We start from the raw sequence: 16,793 nt of genomic DNA, 5'->3' as shown, positions 1-16,793 counted from the left end.
TCCGTCACCTGCGCGGCGGGATATAGCCGCCGAAATCGCGGACCCGGGCCTCGTGTTCAGCCACCCGCCGCGCGGCCTCGGGCGAACGCGAGGCCATCACCGCCAGCAACGATTCCAGCGCCGACAGTGCCGCGGTCAGCGAGGGCATGATATGCGGCCCCCCCATCGGCAGGAACAGCGCCTCGGCCGCGCCGCGCGCGATGGGCGAGGACGGCCGGTCGGTCAGCGCGACAAAGGGCACGTCGCGGTCGCGGGCGATGTCGCAGGCCAGCACCACCTCGGACGAGTAATGCTCATAGGCGATGGCGACCACCACATCGTCGGTCGCGGCGGTGGCCATCTGGTCAACCAGCATCCCCGGCAGCGATGGCGGCGGGCTGAAATTGCCGAACGCGATCCCGCCCAGATAGGCAAAGTGATGGGCGATGCCGAAACAGCTGCGCGCGCCCACCGTATGAACGCAGCGCGCCGCCAGTAGCCGCGCGGCGCAGCGTTCCAGCACCTCGATGCCCTGCGGCTGGTAAAGCGCCGCGATATTGTCCAGATCGGCGCGCGCGGCGATGTCCCACAGCGCGGCGCCGGGGTGCTGGCGCAGCTCGCGCGTCCGTTCGGCGTAGATGTCGGTGGCGCTGCGCAGATCGAGCCGCAGTGATTCGCGCAGCTCGCCATAGCCGCCGAACCCCAGCGCCTGCGCCAGCCGCATCACCGTGTTCGGGCTGGCCCCCGCCGCCTCTGCCAGCTGCCGCACCGAACTGAAGGCGACCAGCGGCAGATTATCCTGCAACCACAGCGCCAGCTGCCGCAGCGCCGGCGGCGCGCTCAGCGCGATTTCGGCCAGTTGCCGGGCGATCTGCGCGGTGGCGGTGGCCTGCGCCTGGGGTGTGTGCGTCATGCTGGACCTTGCGTGGCGGCTGCCCGGATGGGGGCGATGATACATCCGTAATATGGAATGACAAAGCTGGTTCATCTGTGCTATCCGTGATGCATCCGGCGGCGGCGCCGGCCTTGCGCAGGACAGGCACATGACAGGACATATCTTCGGTCGCTCGACCCGGACCTCGCCCCCCGTCGCGGTGGCGGGCGATGGTTGCTATCTGATCGACGCGGACGGCAAGCGTTATCTGGACGGCTCGGGGGGCGCGGCGGTGTCGTGCCTGGGCCATTCCAACCAGCGGCTGCGTCAGGCGCTGCACGCGCAGCTGGACCGGCTGGCCTATGCGCATACCGGGTTTTTTACCTCGGAACCGGCCGAGGAACTGGCCGACCGCCTGATCGCGAAAGCGCCCAAGGGGCTTGAGCGGGTCTATCTGGTCTCTGGCGGGTCCGAGGCGGTCGAGGCCGCGATCAAGCTGGCGCGGCAGTATTTCGTGGAAATCGGCCAGAGCCAGCGCCACCGGGTGATCGCCCGGCGGCAAAGCTATCACGGCAACACCCTGGGCGCGCTGGCCGCGGGCGGCAACGAATGGCGCCGGGTGCAGTTCGGCCCGCTGCTGGTGGAAACCAGCCACATCGCCCCGTGCTACGAATACCGCGACCGGCAGACGGGCGAGAGTCTTGAGGCTTACGGCCAGCGCGTCGCCGACGAGCTGGAAACCGAATTGCAGCGGCTGGGGCCGGAAACCGTCATGGCCTTTATCTGCGAACCGGTGGTCGGCGCGACCTCGGGGGCGGTGCCGGCGGTGCCGGGCTATCTGCGGCGGATCCGCGAAATCTGCGACCGCCACGGCGTGCTGCTGATCTTTGACGAGGTGATGTGCGGCATGGGTCGCACCGGCCATCTGTTCGCCTGTGACGAGGACGGGGTAGCGCCCGACATGCTGACCATCGCCAAGGGGCTGGGCGCGGGCTATCAGCCCATCGGGGCGCTGCTGGTCTCGGGCGCGATCTATGACGCCATCGCGCAGGGCAGCGGGTTTTTCCAGCACGGCCACACCTATATGGGCCACCCCATGGCCGCCGCTGCCGCCAATGCGGTGCTGTCCGAAATCGAGGACCGCGACCTGCTGGCGGCCGTGCGGCAGCAGGGCGATCTGCTGGACCGCAGCCTGCGCGAGCGGCTGGGCCAGCATCCCCATGTCGGCGACATCCGCGGCCGCGGGCTGTTTCGCGGCGTCGAACTGGTCGAGGACCGCGAAACCAAGCGCCCCTTTGACCCCTCGCTGCGGCTGCATGCGCGGATCAAGGCGCTGGCGTTCGAGGCCGGGCTGATCTGCTATCCGATGGGCGGCACCATCGACGGGCGGCTGGGGGACCATGTGCTGCTGGCGCCGCCCTATATCATCTCGGACGCCGAGATCGCGGAACTGGTGGACAAGCTGGCCGGCGCCATCGACGGCGCCATCGCCGGGGCGCAGGCGGCATGACCGCGCTGCCTCGCATCATGCTGGCCCCCAACGGGGCGCGGCTGACCTCCGCCGACCACCCCGCGTTGCCCGTGACCATCCCGCAGGTGGTGCAGGCGGCGCTGGACGCGCAGGCGGCGGGTGCGGACGGGCTGCACGCCCATGTCCGCGACGCCGAACAGCGCCACGTGCTGGACGCCGGGCTTTACGCCGAGCTGCTGGCGGAACTGGCCGCAAAAGCCCCGGGACTTTACGTCCAGATCACCACCGAGGCCGTGGGCCGCTATACCCCTGCCGAGCAGCGGGCGCTGGTCGAAACCCTGCGCCCCGCCGCCGTTTCCATCGCGCTGCGCGAGATCATGGCGGATAAAGAGACCGATCTGAACCGCCGCTTTTTCGCCGGCTGCGCCGAGGCGGGCTGTCATGTGCAGCATATCCTCTATGACGCGGCGGACATAAGATGGCTGGGGGAACTCGTCGATTTGGGCGTGATCCCGCGCGAAGGGCTGGCGGCGCTGATCGTGCTGGGCCGCTATGTCGAGGGGCAGCGATCCTCGCCCGCCGATCTGCATGAACCGGCGCAGCTGCTGCTGGACCTGCTGCCGGGCGTGGACTGGGCGGTCTGCGCCTTTGGCCCGGCCGAGACCGACTGCCTGGTCGAGGCGCGGCGGCTGGGCGGCAAGGCCCGTATCGGGTTTGAAAACAACCGCCTGAACCGCGACGGCCGCCCCGCCCGTGACAATGCAGGGCGCGTGGCCGAGCTGGTCGCCGAACTGGCACGGCTGGGGCTGTAGCCCCGCACCGCGGCCGCTCGGCTCCGCACAGCAAAGGGCCGGGCTTTCGGGTCCGGCTCTGCCGCCGGGTCACTTTTTCGTTGCAGCAGCGCGCCGGGCTGACTAGGTTCCCGGGCCATGGCCGATTTGCTGCAATGCGGCAAGACGCACCACGCATATGGACCGGAGGAGGCCAAGTGCTGGATGTGACAGCGATGCGCGACGAGCTGCGCGCCCATTACGATCTTGCCCCGTCGATGGAACTGGCCCAGGCGATGGCCGATACCCATGCGCGGATGGACCGGGTCGTCACTATGCTCGACTGGGCCGTCCACGCCCCCTATGTCGCCGCGATCAACCGGCTGAAACGCGAACGCAACGCGGTGGTGCTGGCGCATAACTACATGCCGCCGCAGATCTATCACGGCATCGCCGATTTCGTCGGCGACAGCCTGCAACTGGCCATCCGCGCGACCGAGGTCGAGGCACCGGTGATCGTGCAATGCGGCGTGCATTTCATGGCCGAGACGTCAAAGATCCTCAACCCGGCGAAAACCGTGCTGATGCCCGACATGGGCGCGGGCTGTTCGCTGGCCGAAAGCATCACCGCCGAGGGCATCGCCCAGATGCGCGCGCAATACCCCGGCGCCCCGGTGGTCAGCTACGTCAACACCACCGCCGAGGTGAAGGCCGCGTCCGACATCTGCTGCACCTCGTCCAACGCCGCGCAGATCGTGGCGGCGATGGACAGCGACACCGTCATCATGACGCCCGACAAATGGCTGGCGCAGAACGTCGCCGCGCAGGTGCCGCAGAAACGCGTGGTCTGGTGGGACGGCGCCTGTATCGTGCATGAACAGTTCACCCCGCAGGATCTGCGCGATTTCCGCAGCTGGCACCCGGGGCTCAAGATCATCGCCCACCCGGAATGCCCCCCCGACGTGGTGGCCGAGGCGGATTTCACCGGCTCGACCAGCGGTATCCAGGCGTGGGTGGAACGCGAGCGCCCGGAACAGGTGATGCTGGTGACGGAATGCTCGATGGCCTCGAACATCTCGGATTCGCTGCCCGAGGTCGAGTTCCTGGGCCCGTGCAACATGTGCCCCTATATGCAGATGATCACCCTGGAAAAGGTGCTGTGGTCGCTGCACAGCATGACCGGCGCGGTCGAGGTGGACCCTGCCGTGGCCGAGCCCGCGCGCCGTGCGGTGCAGCGGATGATCGACCTGTCGCGGCAGCTGGCGGCCTGAGGCGGATGCAGCGGGCAGCAGGCGGCGAGCGTCGGGCGTTTGGCGCTGCCGGAGCGGGGGTTTCACACCCCCGCGCCCCCGTGGGATATTTGCATGATGAAGAACGGTGGCCGGTGCAGGAAACCGGCCGCGTCGTCATCGTGGGGGCGGGGCTGGCGGCGCTGACGGCGGCGCTGCGGCTGGCGCCGCGGGCGGTGCTGGTGATCTCGCCCGAGGCTTTGGGCAGCGGCGCCAGTTCCGCTTGGGCGCAGGGTGGCATCGCCGCCGCGATGGACCCGGCGGATGCACCGGAAAACCACGCTGCCGACACCATCCGCGCCGGGGCCGGGCTGGTCGATGCGGCGGTGGCGGATTTCGTGACTGCGCAGGCGCCGGGGCAGATCCGCGCGCTGGCCGGGATCGGCGCGCCCTTCGACCGCTCGGAGGGCGGCGGCTATGTGCTGTCGCGCGAGGCCGCGCACGGGTTTGCCCGGGTGGTGCGGGTGCGCGGCGATCAGGCGGGGGCCGAGATCACCCGCACGCTGATCGCGGCGGTGCGGGCGGCGCCCTCGGTTCAGGTGCTGGAAGGGGTGATCGCCACCGGGCTGGCGGTCAAGGACGGTCGCGTCACCGGCGTGCGGCTGATGGGGGCCGGGGGCTCGGCGCCTGTGCTGCTGCGCGCGCCGGCGGTGCTGCTGGCGGCGGGGGGTGCGGCGGGGCTTTATGCGTGCACCACCAACCCGGCGCGGATCTGCGGGCAGGCGCTGGGCATGGCGGCGCGGGCGGGAGCGGTAGTCGCGGATGCCGAGTTCGTGCAGTTCCACCCCACCGCCATCGACTGCACTGATGACCCCGCGCCGCTGGCGACCGAGGCGCTGCGGGGCGAAGGCGCGCAGCTGGTCAACCGGCTGGGCGAACGCTTCATGCCGGGGCTGCATCCCGACGCCGAGCTTGCGGCCCGCGACGTGGTGGCGCGCGCGATCTTTGCACAGACGCAGGCGGGGCTGCGTCCGGCGCTGGACGCGCGCAAGGCGCCGGGCGCGCGCATCCTGACGGATTTTCCCGCTGTGGCCGGCGCCTGTCGCCGCAACTCCATCGACCCGCTGCGCGAACCGATTCCGGTGGTGGCGGCAGCGCATTACCACATGGGCGGCGTCGCCTGCGACCGGCAGGGGCGCAGTTCGCTGCCCGGGCTGTGGGTCGCCGGAGAGGCGGCCTCGACCGGGCTGCATGGGGCGAACCGGCTGGCCTCGAACGGGCTGCTGGAAGCGGTGGTGTTCGGCACGGCTGCGGCGGATTCGATTGCAGCGGCGGTGACGCAGCCGCAGGACGCGCCGCCGGTGGAACTGCCGATCACCGGCGCGGCCGAACTGCCCGACCCGCAGCTGGTCGCCCGGCTGCGCGCGGCGATGACCGCCGGCGCCGGCGTGATCCGCGATGCCGAGGGGCTGACCCGCACCCTGCGCGAAATCGCCGCCGTGGAATCCGCGCAGCCCGGTTGCGAGCCGCTGCTGAACATGACCGCCACCGCCTCGCTGATCGCTGCCGCCGCGCTGGCCCGGCGCGAAAGCCGGGGCGCGCATTGCCGCCGCGATTTTCCCGACATCGACGGCGCCACCGGCCGCCGCAGCCGCATGACGCTGGCCGAGGCGCTGGCCCTGCGCCCCCTGCCCGAGGAGACATGATGACCACCGACCAACCCGTCCTGATGCCGCCCCTGCCCGACATGGTGATCGAGCCGCTGGTCCGCGCCGCGCTGGCCGAGGATCTGGGCACTTACGGCGACATCACCACCCGCACGGTGATCCCCGCCGGCACGCGCTATCAGGCCAGCATCCGCGCGCGCGAGGCCGGCGTTGCCTCGGGGCTGCAACTGGCGGCGATTGCGTTCCGGCTGATCGACCCGGACCTGCGGCTGCGGGTGCTGATCCCCGACGGCAGCGCCTTTGCCGTGGGCGACGTGCTGGCCGAGATCGAGGGCGAGGCGGCCTCGATCCTGTCGGCCGAGCGGGTGGCGCTGAACTTTGCCGGGCGGCTGTCCGGGATCGCGACCCAGACCGCGGCTTTCGTCGCCGAAACCCGCGGCACCAGCACAAGGATCACCTGCACCCGCAAGACCACCCCCGGGCTGCGGATCGTGGAAAAACAGGCGGTGCTGCATGGCGGCGGCTTCAACCACCGCTTCAGCCTGTCCGACGCGATCCTGATCAAGGACAACCACATCGCCGCGGCGGGCGGCATCCGCGCGGTGCTGCGGGCGGTCAAGGCCCGCGCCTCGCACATGATCCGCACCGAGATCGAGGTCGACCGGCTTGACCAGCTGGCCGAAGTGTTGGACGAAGGCGGCGCCGATGTCGTGCTGCTGGACAACATGACCACGCCCATGCTGCGCGATGCCGTCGCCATGGCTATGGGGCGCATCGTGCTGGAGGCCTCGGGGACCATGCGGCTGGACCGCATCGCCGAGGTGGCCGCGACCGGGGTCGATTATATCTCGGTGGGCGCACTGACCCATTCCAGCCGGACGCTGGATCTTGGCCTTGATTTCTGACTGTTGGAGGAAAGTGACATGAGTGCCACGCCCGACCGCAAGCCCCGCCTGACCGCTGCCGACATCCGCGCCCGCAAGGGGGGCGAGCCGGTGGTCTGTCTGACCGCCTATACCACCCCCATCGCCGAAATCGTGGACCGCCACTGCGATCTTGTGCTGGTCGGCGACAGCGTGGGGATGGTGCTGCACGGGCTGCCCTCGACCCTGGGCGTCACCATGGAGATGATGATCCTGCACGGGCAGGCGGTGGGGCGCGGGCTGTCGCGGGCCTGCATGGTGGTGGACCTGCCCTTTGGCGCGTTCGAGGAAAGCCCCGAACAGGCGTTCCGCAATGCCGCAAGGCTGATGGCCGAGACCGGCTGTCAGGCCGTCAAGCTTGAGGGCGGGGTCCATATCGCCGACACCGTGCGCTTTCTGGTCGCCCGCGGCATCCCGGTGATGGCCCATGTCGGGCTGACGCCGCAGTCGGTCAACACGCTGGGCGGCTACAAGGTGCAGGGCCGCGGCGCCGAGGGCGATCAGGTGCTGGCCGATGCGCAGGCCGTGACCGACGCCGGCGCCTTTGCGGTGGTGCTGGAAAAACTGCCCGCCGAGCTGGGCGCGCGGATCTCGCGCGAGATCGCGGTGCCGACCATCGGCATCGGCGCGGGGCCTGATTGCGACGGGCAGGTGCTGGTCATCGACGACATGCTGGGCATGTTCACCGCCTTTCGCCCGAAATTCGTCAAGCGCTATGCGCAGCTGGGGCAGGACGCGGACAAGGCGATCGAGGCTTATGCCGCCGAGGTCCGCGCCCGCAGCTTTCCCGGCCCCGAACACAGCTTTGCCGCCGAGCTGAAAAACGGCTGAACAAGCGTCGTATTGCCCCGGCAGCGGGCGGGTGATCGCCGCAGCCGGGGCGTGGACGCCAGCCCGCCGGGCCGGGCGGCTTTGCCTGCATGGCTGCAAGATCGCCCTTGCGCGGAATCCGCATCGCGGCCAGCATCGCTGTCGTGGCTGGACCCGTGCCGGGGCCGGACAGGCGCAGGGCGCGCAACCACGCCCGAGGCCGCGCGCGGCCGCCCTTGCCCCGCGCGCCGGCGATGGCTTGCGCCGGGCCAGTGGCCATCCGCTTGCCTGCCGGCACGGCGTGGGCGCGTAAGCGGCCGGGGTCGTTCCGGTCCGCCTGCAAAGCCGCAGGCCCTGCGTTCATGAAGTCGTTTCATCTATTCGCGATTCCCGCCCCAGCGCCAATACCCTCTGCATAAGCGCGTGATTTTGTCATCGGACCCATCCCGTTTGAAATAGGTGCTTGACATGAGTAAATGAACTGACCTTTCATAGCGGGACATCCACGAACTTCAGGGGAGGGAGAGCGTGGCCGGAACCGATTTTCAGACCGCGGTGCCCGTGACGACAGCGGCCGCCGCCTCGGCCGGGGCGCGGCCGGTCATCCTGCGCTGCACCGGGATCGAGCGGTCCTTTGGCGGGCTCAAGGCGCTGAAAGGTGTCGATGTCGAGGTGCATGAGGGCGAGATCTTCGGCCTTGTCGGACCGAACGGCTCGGGCAAGACCACCATGGTTAACGTGATGACCGGGTTCTATCCGCCGAACGCCGGCCGGGTCGAGCTGTTCGGCCGCGACATCACCGGCACCGCGCCGCATCGGGTGGCGAAACAGGGCGTCGCCCGCACCTTCCAGAACCTTGCGCTGTTCAAGGGGATGAGCGTGCTGGACAACATCCTTGTCGGGCGCCACACCCACATGCGCCCGTCCTCGCTGGCGACGCTGTTCTATTGGGTCTGGGCGCAGCGCGAGGAACTTGCCCACCGCTGCGTGGTCGAGGAAATCATCGACTTCATGCAGTTGCAGGACATCCGCGACGAGCCCGTGGACGTGATCCCGATGGGGTTGCAAAAGCGGGTGGAACTGGCCCGCGCGCTGGTGGCCGAGCCGCGGTTCCTGATCCTCGACGAACCCATGGCCGGGATGAACCAGGAAGAAAAGGAATATATCGCCCGCTTCATCCTTGATGCGCGGGATGAGCGCGGCGTGACCATCCTGCTGATCGAACATCACATGGACGTGGTGACGGCGCTGTGCGACCGGGTGGCGGTGCTGTCCTATGGCGAGGTCATCGCCGAGGGCGAGCCCCATGCCACTATCGCCGACCCCGCGGTGGTCACCGCCTATCTGGGCGCCCGCGCCGCCGCCCGCCACGCCGGGATCACCGTGCAGCAGGCAGGTCAGCACACGGGGGCAGGGGCATGAGCATCCAGGGCAAGATCACCGGCTGGCCCGTCACCGACGGCGGCGCCCCCGCGACGCTGGTCGCGGCACTGGCTGCCAATGCCGCGCAGCCGGGCAGCCGCCCGGGGTTCCGCGAACGCGACTTTGGCATCTGGCGGGAATGGAGCTGGCCGCAGGTGCTGGACGAGGTGCTTTCCATCGCCGCGGGGCTGGAGACGCTGGGGCTTGGCCCGGGCCGGGCGCTGACCGTGGTCGGCGACAACCGCGCCGCGATCTATTTCACCATGCTGGCGGCGAATGCGCTGCGGGCCTTCCCCTCGCCGGTCTATCCCGATGTGCCGGTGGACGAGTTCAAGACCTTCGTGCGCTTCGGCGAGCCCGACATCGCGCTGGCCGAGGATCAGGAACAGGTCGACAAGCTGCTGGACCTGCGCGGCCGCATCGGCCGCCCCTCGACCATCATCTACGACGATCCGCGCGGGCTTGCCGGCTATGTCGAGCCGGGGCTGATCGCGCTGTCCGAGGTTGCGGACCGCGGGCGGGCGCGGCTGGCGGCGGAACCGGGGCTGGCCGCCGATCTGGTGGCGCGGGCGCGGCCCGACGATCCGGCGGTGCTGCTGTATTCGTCCGGGACCACGGGCACGCCCAAGGGCATCCCGCTGCTGCATTCCAACATCGTCGGCGGCATCGCCAACGCCGAGGCCGGCGGGTATTTCCAGCGCGGAGAGACCCTGTTCGCCTATCTGCCCACCGCATGGGTCGGGGATTTCGTCTTTACGCTGGGCGCGGGCGTGCTGTTGCAGGCCACGATCAACATCCCCGAACGGGCGGAAACCGCGCTGCACGACCTGCGCGAGGTCGCGCCGACCTTCTATCTGGCCGCGCCGCGGGCGTGGGACGCAATGCTGACCCGGATTCAGGTCGGCATGGCCGATTCCACCCCGCTGAAACGCCGGCTTTACGACTGGTTCATCCCCCGCGCGATCGAGTTGGAGCGCAAGCGCCTGAAAGGCTATCGCCCCAGCGCGGTTGAACGCCTGCGCGAGGCGGTGGGCAGCTTTGTGATGTATGGTCCGCTCAAGGATTATCTGGGGCTGTCGCGGGCCGAGCGCGCCTTTACCGGCGGCGAGGCGATGGGCGAGGATACGTTCCTGTTCTTTCGCGCGCTCGGCATCAAGCTCAAGCAGTTCTACGGCCAGACCGAGACCTGCGCCCTGTCGGCCGCGCAGGTCGAGGGCAGCGTGCGTATCGACACTGTGGGCCGCGCCATGCCGGGGGTCGAGGTCCGCATCGAGGATTCGGGCGAAATCCTGATCCGCTCGGCCTCGGTGTTCCACGGCTATGCCGACAACCCCGAGGCCACGGCCGAGGCGCTGACCCCGGACGGGTTCCTGCGCACGGGCGACGCCGGCCATATTCAGGACAGCGGCGATCTGGTGGTGTTGGGTCGGGTCAGCGAGCTGGTGGAAACCGCGCAGGGGCAGCGCTTTATCCCTACCTTCATCGAGAACCGGCTGAAATTTTCGCCCTATATCCGCAACGTCGCCATTCTTGGCGCCGGGCTTGAGGAACTGACCGCCATCGTCTGCATCGACTACGAGGCGGCGGGGCACTGGGCGGAGCAGCGCTCGATTTCCTATTCCTCCTATGCCGAGCTGTCGCAGAAACCCGAGATGCTGGAGCTGGTCGCGGGCGAGATCGCGCGGATGAACGAATTGCAGCCCGACGGGCTGAAGATCCGCCGCTTCGTCAACCTGCACAAGGATTTCGATGCCGACGACGGCGAGATCACCCGCACCCGCAAGCTGCGCCGCAAGGTGATCGAACAGACCTATGCGGCGCTGGTCGCCGCGCTTTACGACGGGTCGGACGAGGTCATCTTCGACGCGAAAATCACCTATGAGGACGGGCGCGAGGGCACGCTGCGCCGCAACCTCGTGATCCGGAGGGTCTGAAGATGGACATGATCCTGCTGCTGGAACTGGCCCTGAACGGCGTGTTCGTCGGGCTGATGTATGCGCTGCTGTCTGCGGGCATCGTGCTGATCTACAAGACCTCGGGCATCGCCAATCTGGCGCAGGGCGCGCTGGCGATGATGGGGGCCTATACGGTCGTCGTGCTGGCCAACAGTTTTGGCCTGTCGATGTGGGTGGCGATCCCGCTGGCGCTGGCGGTGATGTTCGCGTTCGGCGTCGCGCTGGAACGTGTGGCGCTGCGGCGGATGATCGGGCAGCCGGTGATCATGGTCATCATGCTGACCATCGGGCTTGAGATTTTCCTGCGCGGGGTGATCCCCGGCTTTTTCGGCGCCGCGGTCAAGCGGCTGGATCTGGGCATCTCGAACGCGCCGATCTTTGTGGGCGAGCTGCTGCTGAACCGCGCCATTCTGATCGGGGGCGGCGTGTCGCTGGGCCTGATCCTGCTGTCGATCCTGTTCTTCAATTCCCGCTTCGGCATCATCATGCGCGCGGTCAGCGACAACCAGACCGCCAGCTGGTCGGTGGGGATCCGCGTTGAACGCGCCATCGCGGTGGCGTGGGGGCTGTCGGCCTGCATGGCCACGACCTCGGGCGTGCTTTGGGGCGCCACGCAGGGGGTGGACTGGTCGCTGTCGCTGCTGCTGATCAAGGCGCTGGCCATCGCCATTCTGGGCGGGCTGGATTCCATCGTCGGCGTGCTGATCGCGGGGATCATCGTCGGGCTGGCCGAAAGCCTTGCGACCGGCATCCTCGACCCCATCGTGGGCGGAGGCACCCGCGATGTCGTCGCCTCGGCCATCATCCTGCTGACACTGCTGTTCCGCCCGCACGGGCTGTTCGGCCGCGAACATATCGAGAGGGTCTGAGCGATGATCTACAGACGCGCCGGCATCAGCTTTACCCGCTATCAGGACGAGCGGCGGCTGTGGAAACTGCCGACCGACCGCTGGGCGGTGATCGTGATCTTTGCCCTGCTGCTGGTGGCGCCGTTCCTGGTCGACCGGCTGTTCGTGGTGGGCTATCTGCTGCCGCTGATCATCTGGTCGATGGCTGCGATGGGGCTGAACCTGCTGATGGGCGGCGCCGGGCAGATCCACCTGGGCTATGGCGCGGTGATCGGGATTGGCGCCTATGCCTCGGTCCACGCGATGCGGGCCGGGCTGCCGTTCGAGCTGGCGATGATCGTGGGCGGGCTGGCCTCGGCCGCGATCGGGGTGGTGTTCGGGGCGGCCGCCTTGCGGGTCAAGGGGCTGTATCTGGCGATGGCGACGCTGGCGATGCAGTATATCGTCGATTTCGTCATCGTGCAGGTGCCGGCGATCTCTGGCGGCACACAGGCGGCGCTGTCGGTGCCGCGCACCAGCTTTCTGGGTATCGCCATCCAGGGCGACCGCGCGCCCTATTATGTGGCGCTGGCGCTGTGCGCGGTGCTGACCCTGTTCATGCTGAACGTGCGGCGCACCTCGTTCGGGCGCGCGCTCGCGGCGGTGCGGGAAAAGGACTATGCCGCCTCGATCATCGGGGTTGACCCGTTCCGCTACAAGCTGCTGGCGTTCTGGGTATCGTCGTTCATCGGCGGCATGACCGGGGCGGTGCTGGCGGTCTGCTATTATCGCACCATCTCGCCCGACCAGTTCCATCTGGACCTGTCGATCCAGTTGGTCGCCATGGTGATCGTGGGGGGGCTTGGCTCGGTGCTGGGCGGGTTCCTGGGGGTGGGGCTGATCCTGTTCGCGCCCATCGTGCTGAACCAGCTGATCGGGCTGGCCGCCGACCAGTTCGGCGTGGCCATCCCCACCGACCTGCGCGCCCATCTGCCGCTGATGCTTTATGGCGGACTGATCATGGGGTTCCTGCTGCTGGAGCCGCTGGGGCTGGCGAAAATCTACAGCAATATCCGCAATTACCTGCTGGTCTGGCCGTTCCGCCACGCAAGGCAGTGACAAGAGACGACAACCAAGGGGAGGAAATACCAGATGAGCCTGACACGTCGGAATATCCTGACCGGGGCGGCGGTCGCCGCGCTGGCCTCGCAGCTGCCCTTGCGGGTGGCGCTGGCGCAGGGCGGCGACAAGGTGGTCCGCATCGCGATGCCGATGGACTTTACCAAGGTCTACACCTTCGTGACCGCCGAATATAACCAGGGCCAGCGCGACTATATCACCATGATGAACCAGCGCGGCGGCATGGGCGGCTATACGATCGCCGTCGACATCAGCGACCACGCCAACGACCAGCCCCGCGCCATCGAGGCGTATGAGCGCGCCAAGTCGCAGGGCGCGGTGCTGGTCGATCCGCTGTCCACCCCGGTCGCGCGGGCGCTGACTCCGCGGGCGCTTGAGGACAAGCTCAACATGGTCACGGCGTTCTCGGGCCGCTCGGACGCGGCGGACGGGACGGTGTTTCCCTATGTGTTCCCGCTGTCGCCGAACTACTGGACCCAGGCCGGGCTGCTGATCGAGTATTTCAAGCAGCAGGACGGCGGTTCGCTGGACGGCAAGACCATCTGCTTTGTCCATATCGACACGCCCTTTGGCAAGGAACCGCTGCCGGTGCTGGAAGCGCTGGCCGCCAAGGAAGGCTTCAAGTTGCAGGCTTTCCCCTATACCCCGCCGGGCAACGACCAGTCGGCGATCTGGCCGCAGGTGCGCCGCGCGCGTCCTGACTGGACGATGTTCTGGGGCGCAGGCGTCGGCCAGACCGTGGCGCTGACCGAGGCCGCGCGCAACGGGCTGGACATGGGCCGGGTGTGCAGCAGCGTCTGGCTGTCGGAATCCGACATGGACGTGGTGGGGCGCGACCAGACCGTCGGCGTGCTCAAGTTCGAGCCCTGCGTGTCCGGGCGTGAACCCAAGGTCATTCAGGACATCCTGACCGAGGTGGTCGGCGCCGGCAAAGGCGCGGGCCCCGAGGACAAGGTCGGGACCAGCTATTACAACTATGGCGTAATGCTGGCCGCCCTGATGCTTGAGGGCGTGCGCCGCGCCGCCGAGATCGCCCCCGACGGGCCGGTCACCGGCGAATGGCTGAACGCCGGGCTGAACTCGATCACCGAGTTTACCGCCGAGGGGCTGATCCCGCCCACCACCATCACCCCCGAGGACCATCAGGGCGGCGGCATGGGCCGGGTGGCGCGCTGGAACGGCGAGGTGTTCGAGCCGATGACCGACTGGTTCAGCGCCAACCAGGACGTGGTGTGGGACGAGGTGCGCAAGTATTCCTCGGAATTCGCCAAGACCGGGCAGTGATGCCGCGCCCCTGTCCCGTGCGCTGCGGGGCGGGGGCGTCAACATGAAGGGATGACCGCATGGCCCTGCTATCCGTCAACAGTGTCGAGGTCGTGTATGATCAGGTCTCGCTGGCCGTCAAAGGCGCCTCGCTTGAGGTGCCGCAGGCCGGGCTGGTCGCGCTGCTGGGTGCCAACGGCGCGGGCAAAAGCACGATCCTGAAATCCATCAGCGGGTTGCTGGCCCCCGAACGCGGCGCCGTCACCCGCGGCACCATCACCTTTGAGGGCGAGGATATTCTGGCGCTGGACCCGCCGACCCGGGTGCGCCGCGGCATCGTCCACGTGCTGGAAGGCCGCAAGGTGTTCGAGCATCTGACGCCGCTGGAAAACCTGCTGGCCGCCACGACGATGTATTCCGACCGGGCCAGGATCGACGAAATGGCCGAACAGATGTTCGAGCTGTTCCCCCGGCTGAAAACCCGGGCCAAGGCCAAGGCGGGCTATCTGTCGGGCGGCGAACAGCAGATGCTGGCCATCGCCCGCGCGCTGATGACGCGGCCCAAGCTGCTGATGATGGACGAACCCAGCCTCGGCCTTGCGCCGCTGCTGGTGGACGAGATCTTCGACATCATCACCCGCATCAACCGCGAAGAAGGCGTGGCGGTGCTGCTGGTCGAACAGAACGCGGTGGCGGCGCTGGACGTGGTGCAACACGCCTATCTGATCGAACAGGGCCGCATCGTGATGAGCGGCCCGGCCGAGGTGCTGCGCGAAAACCCCGACATCAAGGAAGCCTATCTGGGCAGCGGCGCCGTCGCCGTCGATTACCACGCGGTCAAGCATTACCGCCGGCGCAAGCGGTGGCTGGCGTGACGCAAGCCGCGAAAACCCAGGCCCCGGCCCTTGATCCGCGCGAAATCGCGGCGGCGCTGGAACGGCTGCTGAAACTGCGCAGCCTGCCCTTTGGGATGAAGCTGTTTGCCGACCGCGCCGAGATGCAGGCGATTCCCCGCATCCGCCGCCCGCAGCATATCCACACGCTGGATCAGGTGGTGGCGCAGGCGGCGCGGCTGGGCTGGACCGTGGGCGCCACCGCCGAGGATCTGGCCGGCGCGCAATGCCGCGCCGTGGTGGGTCTGGGGAACGCCAAGACCCCCGACTGGGCCGCCGGCAACCGCATGGACGGGGTGTGGTTTCAGGACCAGCCCGGCGCGGCCGCCCATCAGGCCGCCATGCACTGCGTCCCCGACGGGCAATATGACGCGCTGGTGGTGTCGCCGCTGGCCTCGGGGCGGCTGGACCCGCCGGATATTGCGCTGTTCTATGCCACCCCCGGCGCGATGATGTATTTCATCAACGGCCTGCAATGGCAGGGCTACAAGCGCTTTGACTGGTCGGTGGTGGGCGAAAGCTCCTGCGCGGACAGCTGGGGGCGGGCGCTGGTGAAGCGCGAGCCCTCGCTGTCGATCCCCTGTTTCGCGGAACGCCGCTACGGGGGCGTGCTGGACGACGAAATGCTGATGGCCGCGCCGCTTGACGACATGGCCCGCGCCGTCATGGGGATGGAGGCGCTGGCCAAGAACGGTTTCCGCTATCCCTTCCCGCAATACGGCATCCAGCAGGATGTGCGCGCCGGGCTGGGCTTCAGCTACGGCACCGGGTAAGCCCGCGTCCGTCCAGGGGGATGATCGTCATGGCGCAGCGCGCAACCAAACGTCAGGTGAACCGGCTGCCGCCCGAACAGCGCATCGCCGACATCATGCGCTCGGCGCGCGAGGTGTTCACTGAAAAAGGCTATTCCGAATCGCTGATTTCCGACATTGCCGAACGCGCCGGGGTGGTCGAGGGCACCATCTACCGCTTTTTCGAGAACAAGCGCGACCTGCTGCAACGCGTGGCCGAAGCCTGGTATATCGAGATGATGGAGGCGTCCGAGCCGGGCTTTGGCGCGGTGCAGGGCGAATGGAACCGCATCCATTATGTCGTCTACAGCCATCTTGACGCGATGCAGCGCGATCCCGGGCTGGCGCGGCTGGTGTTCCATGAGCTGCGCCCCGACCCGCATTACCGCTCGACAAGGCTGTTCGAGCTGAACCGCGCCTATACCCGCCGCATCCCCGAGATCGTGCGCGAGGGCGTGGCGCGGGGCGTGTTTCGCGCCGATGTGTCGTCCTCGCTGGTGCGCGACATGGTTTACGGGGCGATCGAGCATCGCACCTGGGCCTATCTGCGCAACGAGGGCGAATTTGACCTTGAAACCACCGCGCGCGAGATCACCGACGTGGTTTACGGGGGTATGCTGCTGCCCCGCGCCCCGGCCGAGGCACCGCGCGACGAAATCCTGGCGCGGCTGGACCTGCTGACCCAGCGGGTGGACGCGGTGGCGCGGCAGTTGGGCAGCTGAGCTGAGCCGGGTTTTTCCGGTGCCGCGCCGTGCCGGTGTTCGCGGTTGATTCGTCCC

The 16,793-nt window shown here is 68.3% G+C and carries 15 protein-coding genes; 14 read left to right on the top strand and 1 reads right to left on the bottom strand.

Features of this window, described 5'->3' with window-relative positions:
- Nucleotides 1-4 precede the first annotated feature (4 nt).
- On the bottom strand, nt 5-892 hold the full coding sequence (locus BLW83_RS10730; protein ID WP_090848234.1) for a MurR/RpiR family transcriptional regulator: 888 nt from the start codon (nt 890-892) through the stop codon (nt 5-7).
- A 130-nt stretch (nt 893-1,022) separates the two neighbouring features.
- Here BLW83_RS10730 and BLW83_RS10725 point away from each other — a divergent pair, with 130 nt between their 5' ends.
- The 14 genes from BLW83_RS10725 to BLW83_RS10660 all read left to right on the top strand — a co-directional run bounded on the left by BLW83_RS10725 (nt 1,023) and on the right by BLW83_RS10660 (nt 16,736).
- Entirely contained in the window at nt 1,023-2,363 is a 1,341-nt protein-coding gene (locus BLW83_RS10725) for an aspartate aminotransferase family protein (protein WP_090848233.1), read from the top strand.
- On the top strand, nt 2,360-3,136 hold the full coding sequence (locus tag BLW83_RS10720) for a beta-keto acid cleavage family enzyme (RefSeq protein ID WP_090848232.1): 777 nt from the start codon (nt 2,360-2,362) through the stop codon (nt 3,134-3,136). The genes BLW83_RS10725 and BLW83_RS10720 overlap by 4 nt, the downstream gene beginning before the upstream one ends.
- A gap of 176 nt (nt 3,137-3,312) precedes the next feature.
- Complete coding sequence (gene nadA, locus BLW83_RS10715) at nt 3,313-4,365, top strand: quinolinate synthase NadA (RefSeq protein ID WP_090848231.1); 1,053 nt, start codon at nt 3,313-3,315, stop codon at nt 4,363-4,365.
- A gap of 113 nt (nt 4,366-4,478) precedes the next feature.
- Complete coding sequence (locus tag BLW83_RS10710) at nt 4,479-6,029, top strand: L-aspartate oxidase (protein WP_090848485.1); 1,551 nt, start codon at nt 4,479-4,481, stop codon at nt 6,027-6,029.
- On the top strand, nt 6,029-6,895 hold the full coding sequence (gene nadC, locus BLW83_RS10705; protein WP_090848230.1) for a carboxylating nicotinate-nucleotide diphosphorylase: 867 nt from the start codon (nt 6,029-6,031) through the stop codon (nt 6,893-6,895). Before BLW83_RS10710 ends, nadC begins: the two co-directional genes overlap by 1 nt.
- Before the next feature lie 18 nt (nt 6,896-6,913).
- Nucleotides 6,914-7,744: a 3-methyl-2-oxobutanoate hydroxymethyltransferase gene (panB, locus tag BLW83_RS10700; protein ID WP_090848229.1), complete on the top strand. Its 831-nt coding sequence runs from the start codon at nt 6,914-6,916 to the stop codon at nt 7,742-7,744.
- Between the two features lie 507 nt (nt 7,745-8,251).
- Nucleotides 8,252-9,145 (top strand): ABC transporter ATP-binding protein, encoded by an 894-nt coding sequence (locus BLW83_RS10695; RefSeq protein ID WP_245728804.1) that lies wholly within the window; start codon nt 8,252-8,254, stop codon nt 9,143-9,145.
- Nucleotides 9,142-11,079, top strand: coding sequence for an AMP-binding protein (locus tag BLW83_RS10690; RefSeq protein ID WP_090848228.1), 1,938 nt, complete (start codon nt 9,142-9,144; stop codon nt 11,077-11,079). The genes BLW83_RS10695 and BLW83_RS10690 overlap by 4 nt, the downstream gene beginning before the upstream one ends.
- 2 nt (nt 11,080-11,081) lie before the next feature.
- A complete protein-coding gene (locus BLW83_RS10685) occupies nt 11,082-11,969 on the top strand; it encodes a branched-chain amino acid ABC transporter permease (RefSeq protein ID WP_090848227.1) in 888 nt (295 codons plus the stop codon).
- Between the two features lie 3 nt (nt 11,970-11,972).
- On the top strand, nt 11,973-13,046 hold the full coding sequence (locus BLW83_RS10680; protein ID WP_090848226.1) for a branched-chain amino acid ABC transporter permease: 1,074 nt from the start codon (nt 11,973-11,975) through the stop codon (nt 13,044-13,046).
- Between the two features lie 33 nt (nt 13,047-13,079).
- A complete protein-coding gene (locus tag BLW83_RS10675) occupies nt 13,080-14,351 on the top strand; it encodes an ABC transporter substrate-binding protein (protein WP_090848225.1) in 1,272 nt (423 codons plus the stop codon).
- A 59-nt stretch (nt 14,352-14,410) separates the two neighbouring features.
- Nucleotides 14,411-15,205 (top strand): ABC transporter ATP-binding protein, encoded by a 795-nt coding sequence (locus tag BLW83_RS10670; protein WP_090848224.1) that lies wholly within the window; start codon nt 14,411-14,413, stop codon nt 15,203-15,205.
- Nucleotides 15,193-15,996 carry a DUF169 domain-containing protein gene (locus tag BLW83_RS10665; RefSeq protein WP_218139120.1) on the top strand — a complete coding sequence of 268 codons (804 nt, stop codon included), beginning with the start codon at nt 15,193-15,195 and terminating at the stop codon, nt 15,994-15,996. The genes BLW83_RS10670 and BLW83_RS10665 overlap by 13 nt, the downstream gene beginning before the upstream one ends.
- Nucleotides 15,997-16,025: 29 nt before the next feature.
- Nucleotides 16,026-16,736: a TetR/AcrR family transcriptional regulator gene (locus BLW83_RS10660; protein WP_090848482.1), complete on the top strand. Its 711-nt coding sequence runs from the start codon at nt 16,026-16,028 to the stop codon at nt 16,734-16,736.
- Nucleotides 16,737-16,793: the final 57 nt, after the last annotated feature.

The organism is Paracoccus alkenifer, assembly GCF_900108405.1.
Lineage (GTDB): Bacteria > Pseudomonadota > Alphaproteobacteria > Rhodobacterales > Rhodobacteraceae > Paracoccus > Paracoccus alkenifer.
This window is presented reverse-complemented; position numbering and strand designations above follow the sequence as displayed.